The sequence below is a fragment of the Pseudomonas sp. MF6776 genome (assembly GCF_016613125.1).
GTDB lineage: Bacteria > Pseudomonadota > Gammaproteobacteria > Pseudomonadales > Pseudomonadaceae > Aquipseudomonas > Aquipseudomonas iridis.
Window position 1 is genome coordinate 1 of the sequence record NZ_JAENSQ010000058.1, and the last position, 15,512, is coordinate 15,512.

Here is a 15,512-nt window from a genome sequence, read left to right on the forward strand (position 1 = left end):
TCAGGCCGGACGCGTAACTGGGAACCGATCGGCACCGTGTTGTTGAACCCGGATCGAGAGCAACAGAACGAGAAAATGGCGGCATAGTTAGACGGTTGACGCGACAACTACCTTGAAAAATGCCGATCCCACCGAGTGCAATGCTTAGGAAGAACAGGCCAACCACTGCGAGCCTCGAAAGCTGAAGGCTCGGCAGGAAAATAATCACCAGCGCAGCCATAACGACCAGAAACCCAACCGAGTAGATTGCGCCGAACTTTATTGCTCGATGAGCTTTATCTGTGAACATGATTGCCCTTATTTGAACCGATTTATCAGGTTGCAAAAAATGGCTTTAGCCTTGCGCTGGATGCCTACAAGGCTTGAGCTGAATTTGCCCACTGCTGCGGTAATTGGGGTTTGAAAAGCCCACCAGATATACGCCACAGCCAAGCCAAATGGTATGGGTATGGCGGCACCAATGAGCTTGACGATTTGCTCCTGCTGCGGGGCCAGATCGTGACTCCAGGTATACAGATAGGTGCCAGCGGTGATGAGGGCGGAAGCGATCACAAAAATCTGCAACAACTCCAGTATCGTAGGTTTTTTCTGGCTCACGGCTGACATGATCCAACTCCCAATATGCGAGCGCGACAACCGCGCCCTGGTACTGCTAAAGCCCGCAACTGGGCGGGCATTATGAATAATGCAGAGACTTTTCCATTGTGTCTGTGACTGTTGAAAACCGACTTGAGAAAGAGGGCTTTCGACAGCCCCGGCGAACCGGGGCAGTCTGGTTAGTCGGAGAGTACTTGTTGCCATTCCATCGCGGCGACACACGCAATTTCCTCATCATCAGACTCGCGGTAAATACCGATGAGATTGCTATCCCAATCCTGCATATCGGGTACATCGCTCCCATCTTCAGAGGTGATGAGAATGTAAAAATCACCACAGTCACGGCGCAGCGCCATGCAGCCGCCACCGGTATGAACAGCGACGAATCCGGAACCGCTCGGGTCAAACTGTCCGCTATCGTCGGTCAACAGCGTGTGGCCGAGCGAAAGAGTGATGCCAGCGGCATTTAGGGTGTTTCGAGCGTGGATAGCAGTTTGCATTGGGCGATTTCCTATGCGTTTAGAGCGGAGTTGACCAGCTCGCGAGCGTGGACGGCATCAGAGGCATAACCCTCACTGACCAGCCAGTCACAGGTGTGGGCCACTGAGGAACTTTTAACTGCGGCTTTGATGGTGCCGATCAGACGCTTTTTAAGCCCGCCCGGTTGGATGATTTTGGTTGTGGCTGCCATGGTCGATTTCCTCGGTACTCGTTATGGGTTCAGCGTCTCACGGGTCGCCGGAAACACAAGGCCATGTTCAGGCATAAATCAGCGTGTCATCAGGCCTTTCAGCATAATATTTCTCAGGATAACGGCCATGGTCGAAATCCCAACTCAGTACCGGTATTTTCCCACACTCCAGCAGTTTGCAACCCCTTATTCCCGCCCCTCAGCGGTACGAAACCTACGTCAAAGCCAGTTCGTATGCCCGGCGCAGAGTTTCCTGATCGACCGTCAGATAAGGCTTGCTGTGAACCAGCTTTGGTGGCCCAGGATCATTTGCACTGTCACCACGTCGCCGGTTGCAGCCAATACACGAGCAGCCAGTGAGCGCCGTCCACTGTGAGAGCTGCCGAGCTTAATCCCCGCTTGGCGGTAGAGCCGGCTGATCGTCTGCTGGAAACATCACAGGCCCGATAAACCTCCGGCCCACTCTCCAGCTCGCGGCGCATGAAAGCCAACTCGATTGCCTGGCCCTTGGGTTATCACTAACCGGGATTCAGGGCGCAGACCTCGATACTTAATCTCGGAACTGACGCCCCATGCTCGCCGCAGACGCACACTGATCCATTGCTCAATGCTGGCGAGGCACATGGGCTGTGTCAGGTAAATATTTCGCGCTCGGCACCCCTTCGTAATCTTGGCCCAGAACGCTTTTGCCGGTACCACCGTGTCGGTGGTAATCCTGGTGGCGCGCAAGAGATAGAAAAGGGGGGGGTGATTCCCTGTGCTGGTCCACATTGAGCTTGTGTGTTTGCCTGAGGCGGCAGCTCACATCTACTATCCTGATCCGCGCCTCGATGCGCGCACGACCAGCCAAAGTAATCAGGACGCCAGCCAGATGAGCACCCAGCGCTTCGCAAAATCACAGATGGACACCTTCTATCCTCAAGCACCTGCAGATCTTCAAGCGGAGTGCATCGTCGAGATGTCTCCACAGCAGCTTATCGTCAAATACATGAACGACGGCGAGCTCGTTGAGTACATCGGGGAAGCAGAGGGGGAAGGGCATTACCTCATTCGCGGTAAAGGGTTTGAGGCGAGCGGGACGCTGCACCTAGCCGATGGTCGCCGCCTGGAGGGCAGTTGGAAGGAAGGTCAGCAGTATGGGATGTGGCGTATCTTCCTGGAATCGGAGAATTAATCGACTGATCAGCGCTGCTCAAGCGCGAGCGTCCTCGACAGGACTTTGAGTCCTGAGCGGTCGAGCGCTGCCAATACCGCCGGCGCCAACTGCACATGCACCTGACGGTTGTGCAAGACTACTGGATCGCTGTTTATGCCGTCCGAATAGTACTCAGGGATAGCCAATGCGAGATGGACTGATCACACAGCCAGCTACAGGCGCAGCTCCCTTGGTATTGGCGGCCCACCGAAACACCATCGACCGCCTGCCCGGCGATTTCGTCCCCCTTAAGGTCACGCACTCCGCCATCACTGAAGCCGGCTACCCGCTGCTGCCAGATGCCCGGGTGCGGATGATTTCCGAGGTCCGCTGAATGCCGCAATTCGTCCAAAATGGCCCCTACATTCCCGAACGTTTGCTGCAGGCGCACGAGGAGGGGCGCGTGGTGTTCTTCTGTGGGGCAGGTATCTCCTACCCCGCACGCTTGCCAGGGTTCCGCGGCCTTGTGGAGGAGTTGTATCGCCGCCTTGAGCCGAATGCGAGTGCGGTACAGGAACTGGCGATCAAGTCCAAGCAATACGACACCGCCGTAGGACTCCTAGAAGCTGTAGTTGGGCGCCCGAGAGTTCGGCAGACGATGGCGAGCATTCTCACGCCAGACCTGAGCTCGCCCAAGGCCACCGCAACCCACAAGGCCCTGTTGAACCTGGGCAGGACTCGCGATGGGCGCACGCGATTGATCACTACAAACTTCGACCGTTTGTTCGAAGAGGTGACCCCTGCGGAGACCTTTCCGGTCCACGCCTTCCAAGCCCCCCTGTTACCCGTGCCAAAAAAGCGCTGGGACGGGTTGGTGTATCTGCACGGCCTACTGAGCGAGGACCCCACAGCAAGTGAACTGGATCGCCTGGTGATTTCCAGCGGTGATTTTGGCCTGGCGTACCTCACTGAGCGATGGGCCGCGGGATTCGTCAGCGAGCTGTTCCGCAATTACACCGTCTGTTTCGTGGGTTACAGCATCGCCGACCCCGTTCTTCGGTACATGATGGATGCTCTCGCTGCCGACCGGCTGCTCGGCGAATCGTCCCCGGAGATGTTCGCGTTCGGCAGTTATTCCCGAGGCGAAGAGGAAGATCGCGCCAACGAGTGGGAGGCCAAGAACGTCACACCAATCCTCTACAAGGAACACCGTCGTCACACGTACCTGCACAAGACCCTGCAGGCATGGGCGGAAACCTACCGTGACGGTGTGCGTGGCAAGGAACGCATCGTCGTTGAAAGCGCGATTGCTCGCCCTCTGGCAAGTACCAAGGAGGACGATTTCGTGGGTCGCATGCTTTGGGCGTTAAGTGACCGTCACGGCCTGCCTGCCAAGCGCTTTGCGGATCTAGAGCCGGTGCCTTCGTTGGATTGGCTAACGCCGTTGAGTGAGACTCGCTTCGGCCATATAGACCTTGCCCGGTATGGGGTGCCTCCGAATGCCCGCCTGGACAACAAGCTCGCCTTCAGCTTGATGCGTAGGCCCTTGCCTTACACGTTGGCCCCCTTCATGAGCGTGGTAGAAAGCGACGGCGTCAGCGGTCAGTGGGATGCGGTGATGGGGCATTTGGCGCGGTGGCTGACTCGTCACCTGGATGATCCTGCATTGTTGCTTTGGCTCATCAATTGGGGCGGCCGTTTGCACGTCAATTTTGCCTCGGGTATCGAGCACAGCTTAGAGCAACTGGCCACACTCGAGCGCGAAGGTAAAACCGACGAACTGACCCGAATTCGAACGGGTGCTCCCAATGGGGTACCCGGGCCTCTGATGCGTACCCTTTGGCGGCTGCTGCTCGGAGGCCGCGTTAAAGTCGGTCCGCGGGCGCTCGATTTATACCGTTGGCGAAACCGATTCAATCGTGATGGGCTTACTTCGTCTCTACGCCTTGAGTTCAGGGAGTTACTGTCGCCACGTGTGTCGTTGCGTGCGCCTTACGGTTCCTCCGCCGCGGAGGGTGAAGACCAAGAGCAACAACGACTCAGGGATCTGGTTGGATGGGAGCTCGTCCTGGTGGCGGATGACGTCCATTCCAACCTGAAGGACCTGTCCAGTATCGAACGCTGGCAAGGAGCGCTGCCCGATCTTCTCGCCGATTTCACAGGCCTGCTGCGAGACGCGCTCGACCTGATGAGGGAGCTGGGGGACGCTGATGACAGGCGTGACAACTCGTACTCACAGCAGCCGTCGATCGATGTGCACCCACAGAACAACGACTACAACGACTGGACAGCGCTTATCGACCTGGCGCGGGATGCCTGGCTGGCCACGGCTGCGGTTAACCCAGTCCGCGCGGCCCTCGAGGCGGAGCTCTGGTGGACCGTCCAATATCCTCTTTTCAAGCGCCTGGCATTTTTTGCTGCAACAAAAGGTGATGTCATAGGTAGTCGCCGGGCCCTGGAATGGCTATTAGCGGATGACAACTGGTGGCTTTGGTCGTTGGAGACTGAGCGTGAATCCACACGCTTGCTCGTTGCCCTGTCGGAGAAAGGCGATCCTGAGGTGGTCCTGGAGCTTGAGCGCGCCATTCTTGTCGGTCCGCCGCGCTCGATGTTCAATGCCGACGCCGATCCCGAGCGGCTGGCACGTATCCTGGATCGGGAAGTATGGCAACGGCTGGCAAAGGTCATCGGCGCCGGCGCCACGTTGAGCCCGGAGGGACAGGAACGGCTGGATGCGCTCAGCCGGCAATACCCAGAGTGGGCTTTGGCGGAAGATCAAAGCGATGAGTTTCCTTTCTGGAGCGGAAGCGACGATAACTGGCGAAAATTCACTGCCACTCCCCGCCGACGCCGTGAACTGATTCAGTGGTTAAAGCAGCATCCAGACGCCGATTACTTCCAGCAAGATGACTGGAGGGAGCGTTGCCGCGACAACTTTGCAACTACGGCCTGCGCCTTGTGGGCTCTTGCACAAGAGAATTGTTGGCCGGCAAGCCGCTGGCGCGAGGCGCTGCAGGCATGGTCAGAAGACAAGCACGTCTCACGCGCCTGGCGTTATATGGCACCCGTATTGGCTGGCGCACCGGATGAGGCCATGGCATCCGTAACGCACGGTGTGAGCTACTGGCTGAGGACCGTCGCTAAAACCTTTGTTGGGCACGAGGAGGAATTCTTCACGCTCGGGCATCGCGTCCTGGAGCTGCACACCCGCGACGGCAATGATACGGATGACCCCGTTGGACGAGCCATTAATCATCCCGTTGGGCATGTCACCGAGGCGCTGCTCCAATGGTGGTATCGGCGGTCACTGGAGGACGGGAAAGGGTTGCCTGTGGAGCTTAAGCCCACTTTTACGGAACTCTGCGATGGTGGCATTGAAAAATATCGGCATGGGCGGGTCTTGCTCGCGGCCCATGTTATTGCATTGTTCCGGGTTGACTCTGAATGGGCCTCGGAAAACCTGCTACCTCACTTTGAATGGCAGACCTCTGAGCATGAAGCTCGCGCGGCATGGGAAGGTTTTTTGTGGTCGCCCCGCCTATACCGTCCTCTGATGGAGGTGCTGAAGGGCTCGTTTCTGGATTCCGCTCGTCACTATGAAGCCTTGGGCAAACATCGTGTGCAGTACGCCTCACTCTTGACCTATGCCGCACTGGATCAGGGCGATACATTCACGTCCTCCGAGCTTGCTGGCGCCGTCCGCGCGCTCCCTCCAGAAGGATTGCGGTACGCGGCAAATGCGTTGGTTAATGCTCTGGAAGGTGCGGGCGATCAACGTGCGGACTACTGGACGAACCGGGTGGCCCCCTTTATCAACAACCTCTGGCCAAAAGGCCAGGATGTTATGACGCCGGTGATTGCCGAGACCCTCTCCCGATTGTGTGTAGCGGCGGGCGGAGCATTCCCTGAGGCTTTGGAGATGCTTCGTGCTTGGCTACAGCCATTGGGGCATCCAGATACCGCGGTACGCATGCTTCATAAAGCGGACCTTTGCAGGACTTTCCCAGAACAGGCCTTGGATTTTTTGAGCCTGGTGATTGGTGAGCAAACCCAGTGGCCACCAACCAATCTATCCGAGTGTCTGGAAGCCATCCGAACCGCTGCGCCACCGTTGGAGGCGGACCCGCGGCACCAGGAGTTGGTGACTTACTTACGCGTGCACATCCGAGGATGACCTCGGAGAAAGGGCAGGTTCAGGGTTTGTTTATCATTAAGGGAAAGATTTCTTTATCTAATCGCTGATTATTACAAATAAAGGAAACATTTCTTTACCTTGATGGATAGATTGGTTGGGGGTAAGCTTTGTGTAAACAAGGTTAAGCTTTCTTTTCCTTGAGGCGAGATTTTCGTATTTACGTAAAGAAAGGTTTCCTCTATGAACATTCATGGCATGACTGACGACGCAATTGCCGTTGAGCTAGGGGCACGACTTCAGCAGCAACGCTTAAACCGGAATAAGACGCAGGACCAGCTTGCAGAAGAGGTGGGTGTGAGCAAGCCAACTATCGTCCAGTTGGAGCGCGGTCAAGGAAAGTTAACGACGCTCATCGCGGTAATGCGGGCGCTAGGAATGCTCGATCAAGTGAATCAGATCGTTCCCGAGGTCCCAGCTTCTCCTATCCAGGTCCTCAAGATGAAAGGCGCTGTGCGCGTTCGCGCTACAGGTAGTGTGGGACGGCACTCAACTGGAAAGCTCACAGCGAGGGAGGGCAAAAGCCATCCTTCAGTCACTCACAGCAAGCGAGTTAGTAAGGACAGCAGCGAATGGTAGCCAGCACAGCACGAGTAAGCCTCTGGGGGCAGCCTGTCGGGGCATTGGTTTGGGATGAAGAAAAGAGGCTTGGTAGCTTTGAGTACTTTCCAGAATTTATCAGCACCGGGCTTGAGATCGCTCCGCTGACGATGCCGTTAAGCGCTGGCACCATCTACTCATTTCCCGGTCTCAATCCTGAGGTCTTCAAAGGGCTGCCGGCGTGCTTGTCTGACTCCCTGCCAGATGACTTTGGTAATGCGTTGATCGACGCATGGCTGGCACGTGAAGGGCGGGACAAAGCATCCTTTAGCCCGGTCGAACGCCTGCTCTACACGGGGCATCGTGCAATGGGCGCCCTCGAGTATGATCCGGTAATCAACGGTGGTTTGGGAGCCAGCGTCCCTGTTGAGCTCGAGTCCCTGGTGGCGCTTGCCGGTGACGTTCTATCCGATCGTGAGAGCTTCACCGCGAAGTTCGCCAATCACGAGACGACGACGGCCGAGGATGACGCGATGCACCGATTGTTTCAGATTGGTACGAGTGCGGGCGGCGCCAGGCCAAAAGCGGTCATCGCCATGAATGAGCAGGGTGAGATCCGATCTGGTCAGGTTCCTGCACCAAAGGGTTTCACACACTGGCTGTTGAAATTCGATGTGGAGAAAGGCGCCAGCAGCTTGGGTGATCCTCTTGGCTTCGGTCGGATCGAGTATGCCTATTCTCGGTTAGCGAAAGCGGCCGGTATCGACATGACCGAATGCCGCTTGATTGAGGAAAATGGCCGGGGTCACTTCTGTACGCGCCGCTTCGACAGAACCGATGACGGCGAGAAATTCCACGTCCAAACCCTCTGCGCGTTGGCACATGCTGATTTCACCAAGCCGGGAGCCTTCAGTTATGAGGAGGCGTTTCAGGTGCTGCGCCGCATGAAGCTCTCCCGTGACGATGCGATTGAGCTCTACCGTCGGGCTCTTTTCAATGTCCTAGGCTGCAATAACGATGACCATACGAAGAACTTTTCCGCGTCGATGGACCAGACCGGCGAATGGGTCCTCTCACCGGCCTACGATTTGGCCTGGTCCTACCGAGCGGACTCGTATTGGGTATCGAGCCATCAGATGAGTATCAATGGCAAACGTGAAGGCTTCACCCTGGAGGATTTGCGCATCCTCGCTAGGCAGATCGGTCGATTCAACCCAGAGTCGGTCATCGAACAAGTTCGTGAGGCCATGAAGTTGTGGCCAGCGTACGCGGAGGAGGCCGGGGTTCGCGAGGAAATGATTGCTGGGATCAAAAAAACACAGCTTCTGGACATAAAATCCAGATGAATGACGCAGATTAAAGCCGGCGTTCCCGAAAACCTAAAACGCAGATCCACACGGGGAAAATAACGGAGGCACTATGGCAGTTGAGATTGAGGTGGTTGAACGGACCCGCAAGGCCCTCGCTGTTGCCGCACAGGAAAATGTGACAGATCGGATGGCGTCGATCGACAGTCTCCGATATGCCCAGGCGCTGACATGGCGCTGCCATCCTGAAATCCCGTTGTTGACCTTGCTGCAGTTCGAGATGAAATTGCGCGAGCCGGTTGAGGCATGGCTGGCAGATGACGTGCGTGGGGCGTTTGCCGGGCCACTGATATGCAACGATACCGCGACGGAATTGTGCCAGCAGTGGCTGGCGCTCTTCCAATCGTCCTAACTGGACGGCGCCGCCCCTCACGGGTAAGTGCGTGGCTTCGCGAAAACGAATAAGGAATGGAACATCGATGAAGAACCAGAAAACGAGGGTATCGCGCCAGGCAAACCTGGGTGGGCTGAGCAAGGCTCAGATCGATCACGTGATGCGCAGCTTCCCTGAAAATCGTGCATCGATGGCTGATTACCTTCGGCAAGGGGTCGATGTTTACTTCTATCGTCATGATGAAGTACCGGACGTGCCGCCGGTTGCGATTGCGGTCGTCCAGGACCCAGCCTATTGGATTGACTGTGCCGAGTCCGAAGATGTAGCCGTGCTTCTAGCAACCCAGCTTGGACTGTCTGTCACCCGCGGGATCTTATAACCGAGCTCAGGGCAACGGGTTTACCTCCTTCACGGTGAAGTCAGAATCAAGCCCACTACAGCCTCGCTGGTTGCCCAAGCGCGCCATGAGGGCTGTCAGTAGGTCGGCCCCATTTTTGGTCCTCTTAACTCACGGAGAACTTCCATGACACAGCAGTGGGCGGTGCCCCATGACATCGTTGAGAGCTTCCTTCCGTCGATATTTGAAAATGATGCGAAAGGGATTTTGTCTGATTTATTAGGACAACCCGGGCTCGCCATGCACTTCATGGGCTTCTCCGAAGCTCAGACGTTGCAGGCGATCCGCCATGTCGTTGGCATCCTTGAAGAGTGTTATCGCGCTGGCCACCTAAAGATTGCAATCAGTCATGACGACGGTCGCCTTTACGGCTATGCCATGTTTTTCGTGCACCCAGATCCAGCCATGCCTCGGTATTTGCACAAAATCTTCGTATTCAAGGCCTTCAGAGGACATGGCATTGGCAGCCAGTTGCTGGGGGGTGTACTCGACGATTCGCAAGGCACTTGCTTGCTGTGCAGCGATGATCTGGTTCCGTTCTACGAGCGTGCGGGCTTGGAGTTCAAGGGGATCTTCACGCCACCGACTGCGCAGCAAGGCTTTGCCCTCACAAGGGACATGTACGCAGATCTCGCTTTGATGGGGAGCCCGGGAGCCGAAGGCACGGCGCCAGTCTTCATGTTGAACGATGACGACATCAAGCAGCTTCTTGTCATCTGACCTTGGTGGAAGAAGCGAGAAATGTCGTCATGGGTGTCGAGGCGGCTCAGGTGTGGGCCTAGCGCTCCAGCTGCTGAAGAGATGCCTCGTGTTCTACGGCAGCTTTGATATCGCGCACGGCGACCGCAAGGTCTTCACTGCTGCCCTCGACGTAGTCAGGCCATGGCGTGAAGGGCTGCTGAGAATCCTGATTGAAGAGGACGCTAGTGGGGCAGCGGTAGGCGAGGGGGCCAGTGTCTCTGAATCGCACCAGGGCGACCCCACTTGAGCATGCTTTCATGTCGCCGAGGTCGGCCTCATCGCGCAAAAGCTCAACGTTGGCGATGCCGTCATTATCGGAGCTGAAGAACGTCAGGTGCTTGTAGGCTGATAGCACTCCGACCGTGCCCGCGAGGAGAAGAATGACAAGACGACCGCAAGCCCAGAAGGCCAGTTTTCTGTCAGACCAGGCCTTTCGTGCTCCGATGAACGCTGCGACCAGGATTACCAGAGCGCCGGAAAGGAGCAGGTATATCTGCATGCGGCCACTGCTGGCATCGACCCGCACATTCTCGCCGGTGTAAAAGACTCCGAAGAACAGGGTCATTACTGGTGCGGTATAGGCTGTGGCCACCAGTATAGGGATCAAGGCCGCGACCGGATTCGGTCGTGCAACCTCCGGTGTGCTCATAAACTCGAGCATCTGCAGCACTACTTTGTGGACTTTGGACATGGCGACGATCATCACCAGGGAACATAAGAGCAGGTACAGCATTTGAAATCCTTCAGCGGTGAATCTTAAGTGGAAAGCCTAAGCCTTGAAGATGCCCAGTCGGCGCACTTGGCTGCGTTCTTCAGCCCTCGTCATGGCCTCATCAAACTGCCTTTCAGGCAGCCAATAATCCTCATCGCTGCGCGCTTGCGAGCCCGAAGTAAAAAGCCACGAATCGCTTGCCTTCCGATAATACGGGCGAAGGGTGTAGATAGTCATAATCCCGTCCGGGCCGTGTCGTGCGACGACATAACGAGCGCCGTCCTCCGGTTCTGGGGAATGTTCAAACTCCGGCAGTAGATCTTCGGCGGTAATGTAGCTCCGTGGCTCACGATTCATTTTCGGTCCTGCTTTGCTTATTGCTCGACGGTATTGCCATGGTCGGTCAATTCCCCGAAGCTTTCTGCACGTCGCGCCAGCGCGCGTTGCATGTATTCAATTGCCTGTTCGAGCTTGGCAACGGCCCAATCCGGGCACGGTGTTGAACTAGGCTTTTCAGGGTCGTTAACCCATGATCGGACTGTGCGCACTGCGCAAGGGCGGCCAGTAACCGCTGCAATCAGTTGAGCACTTTTGGCCTGGGTGATCCCGTAGTCTTTCAGCAGTTGTAGATAACGTGTGCGATTGTCCACGCGTCCCTCGCTTAATCTGAATAGGCAATCTTGCCTATACAAGCGAATAGGCAAGATTGCCTACTCATCCAATACCCGAAGCGGCCCCAAATGCTCGGCCTTCTACGCACGCGGCCCCATGTTTAAGGTGGGGCTTGATAACCTGGTGCGAGCCTTTCCTAGCCGCGTCGTGTTGTGCGTCGGGCACGACGGGCAGCCTTGCGAGATGCTTTAGATTTCGGAGAACCACCACGGGTAGCTGCTGGTCGATCCTTGAGAATACGACCTGCAAGACTGCCTATGGCGGCTGTAGAACGAATCATAGAGTCCGCAAGCGATTCATTAATGATCATTGGCTTTTCTCTTGTTGGTGTAGCTGGTTGGGGACCTTGGCCGTTCCGAGATAACTGCTTACGCGTTGGGTAGTCGTTCGACGAGTAAGACCTTCACCTTCTGTCTTGGGTCATGCACTGCATCGTCGCCATTGAGAAAGTTCCAGAACCGTTCGTAGGTAACTTCAACATCGCGAAGGGTTTGGCATTGCGTGAAACCTTCATTTGACAGGGTGTCGATTACCTCTTCACGCGGCGCTTCCAGCGAGAAGGGCGGGACCAGTGATAGCGGGGCGGTGGTGGTGTCGATCGCTACAGAGAGGACGCGAAATTTCATCTGGGTTTCCTAATCAGGGCTGCACGGATCGGAATGTCTAACCCGGGCAGGCCATGGGCGGGTTACGTTGTGAGGGAATATGCCCTAAGACTGTTCGCCAAGCGGTGCGCAGTATATGCGTCGACGTCCATGCAGAGGACCTCGGTGTAGTCGGGTCGGCTGATTTCCAGGCGTACCCCCTCGCGGTATGGATCACCATCAGTGTTGTGAACGACCCGGATTATCAGACCGCTCTCTGGGTCAACGCGATTTGTCGATGCGCCGGCCCGCTCTTGATAGGAGACAACTCCATTGCTGGTGGGCGCCAGCTTTAGAAGGTCAGCGCCGAGGGCCTGAGCTTCTTCAGCGCTCAAGGCAAGGGAGGCGCTCTCGCGAAAAGAATCTTCGTAGGCCAGGGTCGCACCATTCGCCTGGATGATGAGCGTCAGTTGCGAGCGATCATCAGCGTCGCGGTTCCAGCTGAAGTACGTCGAGACTTTTGCGTCAGTGAGAACTTGCATGTCACGGTCCTGGTAGGGGAACTCATTGAATCGAAGGTCTCACGATCCCGGGCAAATGCAAGTTTGCCCAGGGCGGGATAGTAACGGGAGCCAGTCCCCTTCGGCGCTGTGTCTGAACCCAAAACTGGGATGAACTCGACCCTCTCCTCCCTATGGCTCATGAGACGCTTGTTCTATCAGGCCGGCGACATGGTCAGGAGAAAGTGCCCGACCAGAGTGCGGCGAACTCAATCTCTCCCCTCCCAGAGACGCAAGATGACAGGATTGAAATCACTAGAGCGACGGGTGATCAGCTGGTTGCTGTCAGATGACACCGGCGCATCGAGCACATCGATTTGCGCCCACATGCTTGGCGAACCGTGCGAGGGCTACGCCCCGTCCGATTGCTCAGATCTCGGTCGCTGTCTGCGCCTGCTGGACTTGGTACCCGAATGGGCACCGCGGGTACACGAGATGGCCGCGTATGGGCCTGACTGGAAAGGGCTGATCGCGCAATGGGACCAGATCGTTTCCCTGTACCAACATGAAGGTGGGATCCCCATCAACGAGCGTCCCCGTTCACCCGAGACCTACAGGGCCATGAAATTGGCCATCGCCGAAGGCTACCGTAATGACCCCAACTACGAGTGCGTATTCGGTAGCGATGGCACGCTCACATGGTCCAGGCGGATCACAGACGAATCGGAAGAGGACGAACAGGAGGGTTGATGGCGGCCCGCCTTGTTCTCACCTCTAGACCTTTCCACCAAGTGCACCTGCGCAGTTTCCGGTGTTACGAGATGATTTTATGACACGCAATATATTGGCTTTGCCATTAGTAATATTCGCTTTGGTAGTTGGAGGCGTGACTGCGTACTCCCTGTTTCATATAGACACTGTTGAGGATGTTGATCTTGAACGTCAGGGGGTAGGGCAGTATATCGCTCTCAAAAAAAAAGTTGGGATGGTGGATTACGAAGCAACTATTTACGTGAAGGTTGCCGATTCGTCAGTAGGCCAATTTGGTGTTGTTCAGTTAAATGGCAAGGTGGAAGGGCTTGGATCCAACATCGCGGGGCAGGCTGTTGATTTTGTATCTACCGATAAGGACTGTGTCGGTACAGATTTCCAACTAATTAACTGGAAGTCACATGCGGATTTGATTATTCAACCTGGCGGAGTTCCTAGAACTTGCCACATGCATGGTTTTCTGAAAGATAATCGCGCTCTAACCCGGGTGGATCAATAAACATGGCTTCACTTATTCGCTATTCCCTCTGTGTACTGACTATGTTGGCCTTTTCGTTTACAAGTTTGTGCGCGAGAGCGTACATCTGGGACGGTATTCTCTATCCTCAGACACCGGGTACGACTATAAGTATGCCATCCCAAGTGCCTGTGGGTTACAGCGAGATAAACGCTACCATTACATTCCCGAGTCGTGTTGGGAATGCTTGCACTGCATCAGGTATGGGGAGAACCCCTAATATTGGCGCCAACATATTATGGCGTCCGAGAGGCTCCTCCGGCTTATTCACTGTCGCCACCGTTATTGTTGATGGTTCTATCGGCGGGTTTGTTTCCTGTGGCGGGGCATCCAGGACGGCTACTGTGACGATATTTCCTGATAGCGTCATCGGTGGCCCTACTGTCCCAGGAGAGTACGAATTTGCAGTGGTTGTTGGATGGCAACTATGTCAAAACTGCAACACTATCGATGATTATTCAAACGTTGTAATCGTCTCTGTTGGGGTGACAAACACACCTCCGACAGCGGGAAATGCTTCTCTGGTAACTAATGAGGACACTGTTGGTGCCGTCGGGCTGCCTATCTACGATCCTGACGCAGGTGATTACCACTCTTTCCAAATTCTCGGCGGGCCGTCAGTCGGAACTGCGTGGTTATCTGGGAGTGTGCTTTATTATTCTCCTCCGGCGAACTGGAGCGGTTCCACGTCTGTAACTTACAGGGCAATCGATTCAAAGGGAGCGCCATCTAACGCCGCGACGGCGTTCATTACCGTAAACCCCGTTAACGACCCACCCGTGGCTAATGCAAAATCCCTTACCTTGAACGAAGATACCTCCGGCAGCGTGCAGCTGAGTGGTTCCGATATCGACTCACCGCCGCCGACGGTTTTTCAAATCGTAAGTGCGCCGCCAACGACTCAGGGAAGTGTGAGTATTGTCGGGAACGTGCTCACGTTTACTGGTTTTAAAGATTGGAACGGGGTCACCAGCCTCACCTATAGGGCCCAGGATAATCAGGGCGCCTGGTCGTTACCGGCAACGGTGCAAGTCACAGTTAACCCGATCAACGATGCCCCTGTGCTCCGAACGCCTCTGAAGATTGAAGCGCGGGAGAGTCGACCAGTTACGATCAAAGGTGTCGTCAGCAAGCAATAGCGCCAGACATCCCGCTGTCACATTCTGACAGCGGGCTTTATTACATAAACAAACGGCCATTCCGCTTTTCGAGGCGCTACACGCAACAGTCGCTCAATGACGACAAGGCCAGAAACGGTATGTTAGTGGCCTTGGGTGCCAGTCGAGGAGGGAGGAGTGACCATTTATGCGAGATTAAATCACCCCCTTGCCGCCAATCACCACCAGGTTATACTCGCCCTCAGCCATCAGGCACCCTCCAAAAGTTTCTTTCAAATCGAGTGTTCGATCTGAATGAATGGCAGTTCAACTGCCGCCACCAGCTGCAATGCAGCACATCCAAAACCCTCGCGGGATGCCATCCCGCTTGGGGTAGCTCCGCGAGTATTCTCAGGAGCTATACCATGCTTTCCAGAACTCAGAAATTCACTGCTATCCAAGGTGACGTTGAACTGACAGCCGAAATCAGCCCATGCGTGTTCATGTATCAGGGCTATGGCTTGCAGCTCACAGTCACACTGCCTGAATTCATAGAATAAGCGCAACGCTTGAAACGAGAGGCAGAGAGCCAGCCACCGGTAGAATCCAGGCTCTCACACCGAAGGATTCAAGCGCAGATGACTACGCATTACCGGCAGCTGACT

20 protein-coding genes are annotated in these 15,512 nt (G+C 55.7%); 11 read left to right on the forward strand and 9 right to left on the reverse strand.

Annotated features, from left to right (window positions below; all coding sequences use genetic code 11):
- The 4 genes from JJD74_RS31045 to JJD74_RS29615 form a co-directional block, all read right to left on the reverse strand.
- The coding region (locus JJD74_RS31045) for a hypothetical protein (RefSeq protein WP_234451925.1) at nucleotides 1-289 on the reverse strand (289 nt) is incomplete at its 3' end.
- Nucleotides 290-297: 8 nt separating this feature from the next.
- Nucleotides 298-606: a hypothetical protein gene (locus tag JJD74_RS29605; protein ID WP_200617906.1), complete on the reverse strand. Its 309-nt coding sequence runs from the start codon at nucleotides 604-606 to the stop codon at nucleotides 298-300.
- Between the two features lie 170 nt (nucleotides 607-776).
- Nucleotides 777-1,097, reverse strand: a complete 321-nt coding sequence (locus JJD74_RS29610; RefSeq protein ID WP_200617908.1) for a hypothetical protein — start codon at nucleotides 1,095-1,097, stop codon at nucleotides 777-779.
- A gap of 11 nt (nucleotides 1,098-1,108) precedes the next feature.
- Nucleotides 1,109-1,288, reverse strand: a complete 180-nt coding sequence (locus JJD74_RS29615; RefSeq protein ID WP_200617910.1) for a hypothetical protein — start codon at nucleotides 1,286-1,288, stop codon at nucleotides 1,109-1,111.
- Nucleotides 1,289-2,045: 757 nt separating this feature from the next.
- On the opposite strand from JJD74_RS29615, the gene JJD74_RS29620 reads away from it, so the two are divergent.
- The 7 genes from JJD74_RS29620 to JJD74_RS29650 all read left to right on the forward strand — a co-directional run bounded on the left by JJD74_RS29620 (nucleotide 2,046) and on the right by JJD74_RS29650 (nucleotide 9,973).
- Complete coding sequence (locus JJD74_RS29620; RefSeq protein WP_200617912.1) at nucleotides 2,046-2,462, forward strand: hypothetical protein; 417 nt, start codon at nucleotides 2,046-2,048, stop codon at nucleotides 2,460-2,462.
- Nucleotides 2,463-2,817: 355 nt separating this feature from the next.
- Nucleotides 2,818-6,597: an anti-phage defense-associated sirtuin Dsr1 gene (gene dsr1 / locus JJD74_RS29625; RefSeq protein ID WP_200617922.1), complete on the forward strand. Its 3,780-nt coding sequence runs from the start codon at nucleotides 2,818-2,820 to the stop codon at nucleotides 6,595-6,597.
- Between the two features lie 201 nt (nucleotides 6,598-6,798).
- Nucleotides 6,799-7,194 carry a helix-turn-helix domain-containing protein gene (locus JJD74_RS29630; RefSeq protein ID WP_200617923.1) on the forward strand — a complete coding sequence of 132 codons (396 nt, stop codon included), beginning with the start codon at nucleotides 6,799-6,801 and terminating at the stop codon, nucleotides 7,192-7,194.
- Complete coding sequence (locus JJD74_RS29635) at nucleotides 7,188-8,501, forward strand: type II toxin-antitoxin system HipA family toxin (RefSeq protein WP_200617925.1); 1,314 nt, start codon at nucleotides 7,188-7,190, stop codon at nucleotides 8,499-8,501. The genes JJD74_RS29630 and JJD74_RS29635 overlap by 7 nt, the downstream gene beginning before the upstream one ends.
- 73 nt (nucleotides 8,502-8,574) lie before the next feature.
- A complete protein-coding gene (locus tag JJD74_RS29640) occupies nucleotides 8,575-8,874 on the forward strand; it encodes a hypothetical protein (RefSeq protein ID WP_200617926.1) in 300 nt (99 codons plus the stop codon).
- A 67-nt stretch (nucleotides 8,875-8,941) separates the two neighbouring features.
- Entirely contained in the window at nucleotides 8,942-9,235 is a 294-nt protein-coding gene (locus tag JJD74_RS29645; protein WP_200617927.1) for a hypothetical protein, read from the forward strand.
- 144 nt (nucleotides 9,236-9,379) lie between these two features.
- Nucleotides 9,380-9,973, forward strand: a complete 594-nt coding sequence (locus JJD74_RS29650; RefSeq protein ID WP_200617929.1) for a GNAT family N-acetyltransferase — start codon at nucleotides 9,380-9,382, stop codon at nucleotides 9,971-9,973.
- A 58-nt stretch (nucleotides 9,974-10,031) separates the two neighbouring features.
- Here JJD74_RS29650 and JJD74_RS29655 read toward each other — a convergent pair whose 3' ends face one another.
- The 5 genes from JJD74_RS29655 to JJD74_RS29675 form a co-directional block, all read right to left on the reverse strand.
- Nucleotides 10,032-10,727, reverse strand: a complete 696-nt coding sequence (locus tag JJD74_RS29655; protein ID WP_200617930.1) for a hypothetical protein — start codon at nucleotides 10,725-10,727, stop codon at nucleotides 10,032-10,034.
- Between the two features lie 36 nt (nucleotides 10,728-10,763).
- A complete protein-coding gene (locus tag JJD74_RS29660; protein WP_200617931.1) occupies nucleotides 10,764-11,063 on the reverse strand; it encodes a hypothetical protein in 300 nt (99 codons plus the stop codon).
- A 17-nt stretch (nucleotides 11,064-11,080) separates the two neighbouring features.
- Complete coding sequence (locus JJD74_RS29665) at nucleotides 11,081-11,356, reverse strand: hypothetical protein (protein ID WP_200617932.1); 276 nt, start codon at nucleotides 11,354-11,356, stop codon at nucleotides 11,081-11,083.
- Between the two features lie 390 nt (nucleotides 11,357-11,746).
- A complete protein-coding gene (locus tag JJD74_RS29670) occupies nucleotides 11,747-12,004 on the reverse strand; it encodes a hypothetical protein (RefSeq protein ID WP_200617933.1) in 258 nt (85 codons plus the stop codon).
- A gap of 62 nt (nucleotides 12,005-12,066) precedes the next feature.
- Nucleotides 12,067-12,504, reverse strand: coding sequence for a hypothetical protein (locus JJD74_RS29675; RefSeq protein ID WP_200617935.1), 438 nt, complete (start codon nucleotides 12,502-12,504; stop codon nucleotides 12,067-12,069).
- A gap of 255 nt (nucleotides 12,505-12,759) precedes the next feature.
- On the opposite strand from JJD74_RS29675, the gene JJD74_RS29680 reads away from it, so the two are divergent.
- The 4 genes from JJD74_RS29680 to JJD74_RS31205 all read left to right on the forward strand — a co-directional run bounded on the left by JJD74_RS29680 (nucleotide 12,760) and on the right by JJD74_RS31205 (nucleotide 15,407).
- Nucleotides 12,760-13,212 (forward strand): hypothetical protein, encoded by a 453-nt coding sequence (locus JJD74_RS29680; protein WP_200617937.1) that lies wholly within the window; start codon nucleotides 12,760-12,762, stop codon nucleotides 13,210-13,212.
- A gap of 79 nt (nucleotides 13,213-13,291) precedes the next feature.
- Nucleotides 13,292-13,732, forward strand: coding sequence for a hypothetical protein (locus JJD74_RS29685; RefSeq protein ID WP_200617939.1), 441 nt, complete (start codon nucleotides 13,292-13,294; stop codon nucleotides 13,730-13,732).
- Nucleotides 13,733-14,094: 362 nt separating this feature from the next.
- The gene (locus JJD74_RS29690; RefSeq protein ID WP_200617941.1) at nucleotides 14,095-14,889 is read left to right on the forward strand and encodes an Ig-like domain-containing protein; all 795 of its coding nucleotides are present in this window, start codon (nucleotides 14,095-14,097) and stop codon (nucleotides 14,887-14,889) included.
- 383 nt (nucleotides 14,890-15,272) lie between these two features.
- Nucleotides 15,273-15,407: a hypothetical protein gene (locus JJD74_RS31205; RefSeq protein ID WP_267910663.1), complete on the forward strand. Its 135-nt coding sequence runs from the start codon at nucleotides 15,273-15,275 to the stop codon at nucleotides 15,405-15,407.
- Nucleotides 15,408-15,512 lie beyond the last annotated feature (105 nt).